Annotated in this window: 4 protein-coding genes; all 4 read left to right on the top strand. The window is 71.5% G+C overall.

Going from position 1 to position 5401, the window contains the following annotated elements; all coding sequences use genetic code 11:
• On the top strand, positions 1-1325 hold a 1325-nt coding region (locus ACFXDJ_RS11345; protein WP_384848902.1), incomplete at its 5' end, for a hypothetical protein.
• Between the two features lie 20 nt (positions 1326-1345).
• Positions 1346-2599, top strand: a complete 1254-nt coding sequence (gene dxr, locus ACFXDJ_RS11340; protein WP_384662033.1) for a 1-deoxy-D-xylulose-5-phosphate reductoisomerase — start codon at positions 1346-1348, stop codon at positions 2597-2599.
• Positions 2596-3897 (top strand): M50 family metallopeptidase, encoded by a 1302-nt coding sequence (locus ACFXDJ_RS11335; RefSeq protein ID WP_384662030.1) that lies wholly within the window; start codon positions 2596-2598, stop codon positions 3895-3897. The genes dxr and ACFXDJ_RS11335 overlap by 4 nt, the downstream gene beginning before the upstream one ends.
• Positions 3898-4084: 187 nt before the next feature.
• A complete protein-coding gene (gene ispG, locus ACFXDJ_RS11330; protein ID WP_356653332.1) occupies positions 4085-5242 on the top strand; it encodes a flavodoxin-dependent (E)-4-hydroxy-3-methylbut-2-enyl-diphosphate synthase in 1158 nt (385 codons plus the stop codon).
• Positions 5243-5401 lie beyond the last annotated feature (159 nt).

Here is a 5401-nt window from a genome sequence, read left to right as displayed (position 1 = left end):
GGGCAATGCCGTCTAACCCTAGCCCCCGGCTAGGGCAACCCCCCCCCCCCCTCCCGGGGCCGGGGTGTGGGGCCCAGCACCCGCCCCCCGCACCGGACCACGTCGTCGCCGACCTGATCGGCCGGCTCGACGCACCCGCCCGCAAGTACCTGTGCCGCGACGAGTGGCTGTCGGCCTCCACCGTCACCCTGCTGCTGCGCCACGGCAGCGCGGAGGACCGGCAGTACGTCGCCCGCAACCCCCACGTCGTCGGGCGGCCCCTGCCCGGCCTGCCCGGCCCGACGCGCTACGCGGCCCGCCCCGGGCCCTCGCCCGAGCTGCTCCGGGCGATCGGCCCCGGGCCGTTCACCGCCGAAGAGCTGATCGAGCTGCTGCGCCGCCACGGCCGCCGGCCCCGGATCCCCCTCACCCTGCTGCGGATGCCGCACGACCCCCTCGACCCCGGGACGCTGCTGCGCGAGCACGCCCGGGACCCGCTGCCGCCCAGCGTGGTCGAGGCCCTGCTGCTGGTCGGCGGCCTGCCCCGCGAGGTCTGCCGGGCGCTCCTCGACGCCGGCACCCATGACGCGTCGGGGTACCGCTGGTACCGGCCCGCCGTACGAGCCGTCCGGATGGGGCTCCTTACCTTCGACGAGCTCGTCGCCCACGTCGCCCCCGCGCACCGCACCCTGCTGCTCACGAACCTGCGCGTCCGCAACGGGCTGCGCTGGTCCCTGCCCGAGCACACGGGGATGCGGACGGCCGTCTCCCGGGCGCTGCGCCCCCTGCGCGACGACCCCAGGCTCTGGGCGGAGCTGCTCCGCCACGCCCCGGCCTTCCGCGGGACCCTGCCGGTCCTCGTGGCCCGGATCGTGCGCGGCACCCTGCCGGAGCCCGCCGACGGCCCGCCCGTCCCCGGGCTTGCCGAGACGGTGCGCTCGCTGGCCCCCGGGTCCGCCGAGCCCGTCGGGGGAGTGGAGCGCGAACTGGCCCTGGCGAGCCTCGCGGTGCCCATGGAGACCGTCCAGGAGGACATCCGGTGGGTGCGCGACTGCCTCGCCCGCGGGCTGCTCACCGGCGAGGACGTGATCCGGCACAAGGCGCCCGCCTGCTGGGCCCTGGACGAGAACCACTGGCTGGGTGACGTGGACCACCCCGACCGCCACGACTGGGCCGCGCCGGTCCTCGCCGCGCGGGCGGAGGCCGACCGGCTGTTCGCCCTGGCCATCGGTTCCGATCCGGACGCCTGGTGGCGCGTGGCCGTCACGCTCCCGGACTTCGCCGGGACGCTCCCGCACCTCCTCCTGCGGATCACGGAAGGGGGCTCCGTGTCCAACCGCCCCTGAGTTGCGGCAACAATGGGAGCATGAGCGACCGCCCAGCCCCCCTCGCCGATCCGCACCTCCTCTTCGACCCCGCGGCCGGCCGGCGGGACATCGTCATCCTCGGCTCCACCGGTTCCATCGGAACCCAGGCCATCGACCTCGCCCTGCGCCACCCGGACCGGTTCCGGGTCACCGCGCTGTCCGCCGCGGGCGGGAAGGTCGCCCTGCTGGCCGAGCAGGCCCGGCTGCTGCGCGTGAACACCGTGGCCGTCGCGCGCGAAGACGCCGTACCGGCCCTGAAGGAAGCGCTCGACGCGCAGTACGGCCCCGGTGAGCCGCTGCCCGAGATCCTCGCCGGGCCGGACGCCGCCACCGAGCTCGCCGCCTCGCCGTGCCACACCGTCCTCAACGGCATCACCGGCTCCATCGGCCTCGCGCCCACCCTCGCCGCGCTGCGGGCCGGCCGGACCCTGGCCCTCGCCAACAAGGAGTCGCTGATCGTCGGCGGCCCGCTGGTGAAGGCCCTCGCGAAGCCCGGTCAGATCATCCCGGTCGACTCCGAGCACGCGGCGCTGTTCCAGGCGCTCGCCGCCGGCACCCGCGCCGATGTGCGCAAGCTCGTGGTCACCGCCTCCGGGGGACCCTTCCGCGGCCGCACCCGCGCCGAGCTCGCCGGGGTCACCGTCAAGGACGCCCTCGCGCACCCCACCTGGGCCATGGGCCCGGTGATCACCATCAACTCGGCGACGCTGGTCAACAAGGGTCTGGAAGTCATCGAGGCGCACCTGCTCTACGACATCCCCTTCGAGCGGATCGAGGTCGTGGTCCATCCGCAGTCGTACGTCCACTCGATGGTCGAGTTCGCGGACGGCTCCACGCTCGCCCAGGCCACCCCGCCCGATATGCGCGGCCCGATCGCCATCGGCCTCGGCTGGCCCGAGCGGATCCCCGACGCGGCCCCCGCCTTCGACTGGACCAAGGCCTCCACCTGGGAGTTCTTCCCGCTGGACACCGAGGCCTTCCCGTCGGTGGGTCTGGCCCGCCACGTGGGCGCCCTGGGCGGTACCGCGCCCGCCGTGTTCAATGCGGCGAACGAGGAATGCGTAGAGGCGTTTCTCGCCGGGCGGCTGCCGTTCACAGCAATCATGGATACGGTCGCTGCCGTGGTCGATGAGCACGGGACTCCCGCCGCGGGAACTTCCCTCACGGTCGCGGACGTCCTTGAAGCGGAGACCTGGGCCAGGGCCCGGGCACGGGAGACGGCGGCACGGGCCGCAGTGGAGGCGCGCGCATGAACCTATTGCTGATGTTGGGCGGTGCCCTCGTCTTCGTGATCGGGTTGCTCATCTCCATCGCCTGGCACGAGCTCGGCCACCTTTCGACGGCCAAGCTCTTCGGCATCCGCGTGCCCCAGTACATGGTCGGCTTCGGCAAGACCATCTGGTCGCGCAAGAAGGGCGACACCGAGTACGGGATCAAGGCCATCCCGATGGGCGGCTACATCCGCATGATCGGGATGTTCCCGCCCGGCGCGGACGGCAAGGTGAGCGCCCGCTCCACGTCGCCGTTCCGCTCGATGATCGAGGACGCGCGCTCGGCGGCGTACGAGGAGCTGCAGCCCGGAGACGAGTCGCGGCTCTTCTACACGCGCAAGCCGTGGAAGCGCGTGATCGTGATGTTCGCCGGACCGTTCATGAACCTGGTCCTGGCGATGGCGATCTTCTTCGGCCTGTGGATGACCTACGGGGTGGCGCAGACGACCACCACGGTCGACACCGTCTCCGACTGCGTCCTCAGCCAGAAGGAGAACCGCAAGACCTGCAAGGACGGCGACCCGATCGCCCCCGGCAAGGCCGCCGGGCTCCAGGTGGGCGACAAGATCGTGGCCTTCGACGGAAAGCCGGTCAAGGACTGGGACGCCCTCTCGGGCAAGATCCGCGACACCATCGGCCCCGCCGTCATCACCGTCCAGCGCGACGGCAAGCGGCTGCAGCTCGACGCGAAGCTCGTGCAGAACATCGTCCCCAAGTCGGACGGTCACGGCGGCTACGTCAAGGGCGAGTACGTGCCGGCCGGCTGGCTCGGCTTCAGCGCCAAGAAGGTGATCGCCCCGCTGACCTTCGGCCAGTCGGTGGACCGCGTCGGAGAGGTCGTCCAGGGCAGCGTCCAGGCCCTGACCAAGCTCCCCGGCAAGATCCCGGCGCTGTGGGACTCCGCCTTCAACGGCGCCGAGCGCGCGCCCGATTCCCCGATGGGCATCGTCGGCGCGGCCCGCATCAACGGTGAGATCGCGATGATGGACATGCCGGCCAGCGAGAAGGTGGCGGGCTGGCTGAGCGTCCTGGGCATGTTCAACCTCTCGCTCTTCCTCTTCAACATGCTGCCCCTGCTGCCGCTGGACGGCGGGCACATCGCGGGAGCCCTGTGGGAGTCGCTGCGGCGCGGTGTGGCGCGGGTCTTCCGGCGCGCGGACCCGGGCCCCTTCGACGTGGCGAAGCTGATGCCGGCCGCGTACGTGGTGGCGGCCGTCTTCGTCTGCTTCACCCTGCTGGTGCTCGTCGCCGACGTGGTGAACCCGATCAAGATCACTTGATCGGCCGCCCCCTACAGCATCGGACGTGGAGCCGGGCACACATCGTGCCCGGCTCCCCGCGTTCGAGTGGCACACGCCCTGCCGATGCGCGGGGCGCGCGCTGATTGGCGTAATCTCGAAGGCTGGAGCCCGCCGATCTCGGGACCTCGATCCACACCTTGATCCACACCTTGGGGTTGCACAGCAGATGACTGCCATCTCTCTCGGAATGCCGGCCGTGCCGACGAAGCTTGCCGACCGTAGGGTCAGCCGCAAGATCCAGGTCGGCTCGGTGGCCGTCGGCGGCGACTCACAGATCTCGGTGCAGTCGATGACGACCACCAGGACCTCCGACATCGGCGCCACGCTCCAGCAGATCGCAGAGCTGACCGCCTCCGGCTGCGACATCGTGCGCGTGGCCTGCCCGACGCAGGACGACGCCGACGCCCTCGCCGTGATCGCGAAGAAGTCGAACATCCCGGTCATCGCCGACATCCACTTCCAGCCGAAGTACGTGTTCGCCGCGATCGACGCCGGCTGCGCCGCCGTCCGCGTGAACCCCGGCAACATCAAGCAGTTCGACGACAAGGTCAAGGAGATCGCGCGGGCCGCCAAGGACGCGGGCACCCCGATCCGGATCGGCGTCAACGCGGGCTCGCTCGACGCGCGACTGCTCAAGAAGTACGGCAAGGCCACCCCCGAGGCGCTGGTCGAATCCGCGCTGTGGGAGGCCTCCCTCTTCGAGGAGCACGGCTTCAGCGACATCAAGATCTCGGTCAAGCACAACGACCCGGTCGTCATGGTCAACGCCTACCGCCAGCTGGCCGCCCAGTGCGAGTACCCGCTGCACCTCGGCGTCACCGAGGCCGGCCCGGCCTTCCAGGGCACCATCAAGTCCGCCGTCGCCTTCGGCGCGCTGCTCTCCGAGGGCATCGGCGACACGATCCGCGTTTCGCTGTCGGCCCCGCCGGTGGAGGAGATCAAGGTCGGCCGGCAGATCCTGGAGTCGCTGAACCTCAAGCCGCGCCGCCTGGAGATCGTCTCCTGCCCGTCCTGCGGGCGTGCGCAGGTGGACGTGTACAAGCTGGCCGAGCAGGTCACGGCGGGCCTGGAGGGCATGGAGGTCCCGCTGCGCGTCGCGGTCATGGGCTGCGTCGTGAACGGTCCGGGCGAGGCACGTGAGGCCGACCTGGGCGTCGCCTCCGGCAACGGCAAGGGCCAGATCTTCGTGAAGGGCGAGGTCATCAAGACCGTGCCGGAGTCGAAGATCGTGGAGACCCTGATCGAAGAGGCGATGAAGATCGCCGAGCAGATGGAGAAGGACGGCGTGATGTCGGGCGAGCCGACGGTCGCGATCGGCGTGTAGTTCCGCCATTGCACGCACGGCCGGGCCCGAGGTGGTGATGCCGCCTCGGGCCCGGCGGCGCATCCGGGCCCGTGGCCCCCGTGGCGTGCGGGCGCCACAGCGGGCCCCCGGCCTCAGCCCGGCGCGCCCGGTACACGGCGGTGATCAGCAGAGATGACT

The sequence above is a fragment of the Streptomyces sp. NPDC059443 genome (assembly GCF_042750105.1).
Lineage (GTDB): Bacteria > Actinomycetota > Actinomycetes > Streptomycetales > Streptomycetaceae > Streptomyces.
Note: the sequence above shows the minus strand (reverse complement) of the source record. Positions and strands in the feature narration are given on the sequence as shown.

What these genes read in the sequence shown, in the direction of transcription:
- dxr (WP_384662033.1), top strand. Translation starts at nt 1,346, where the DNA reads ATGAGCGACCGCCCAGCCCCCCTCGCCGATCCGCACCTCCTCTTCGAC.
- ACFXDJ_RS11335 (WP_384662030.1), top strand. Translation starts at nt 2,596, where the DNA reads ATGAACCTATTGCTGATGTTGGGCGGTGCCCTCGTCTTCGTGATCGGG.
- ispG (WP_356653332.1), top strand. Translation starts at nt 4,085, where the DNA reads ATGACTGCCATCTCTCTCGGAATGCCGGCCGTGCCGACGAAGCTTGCC.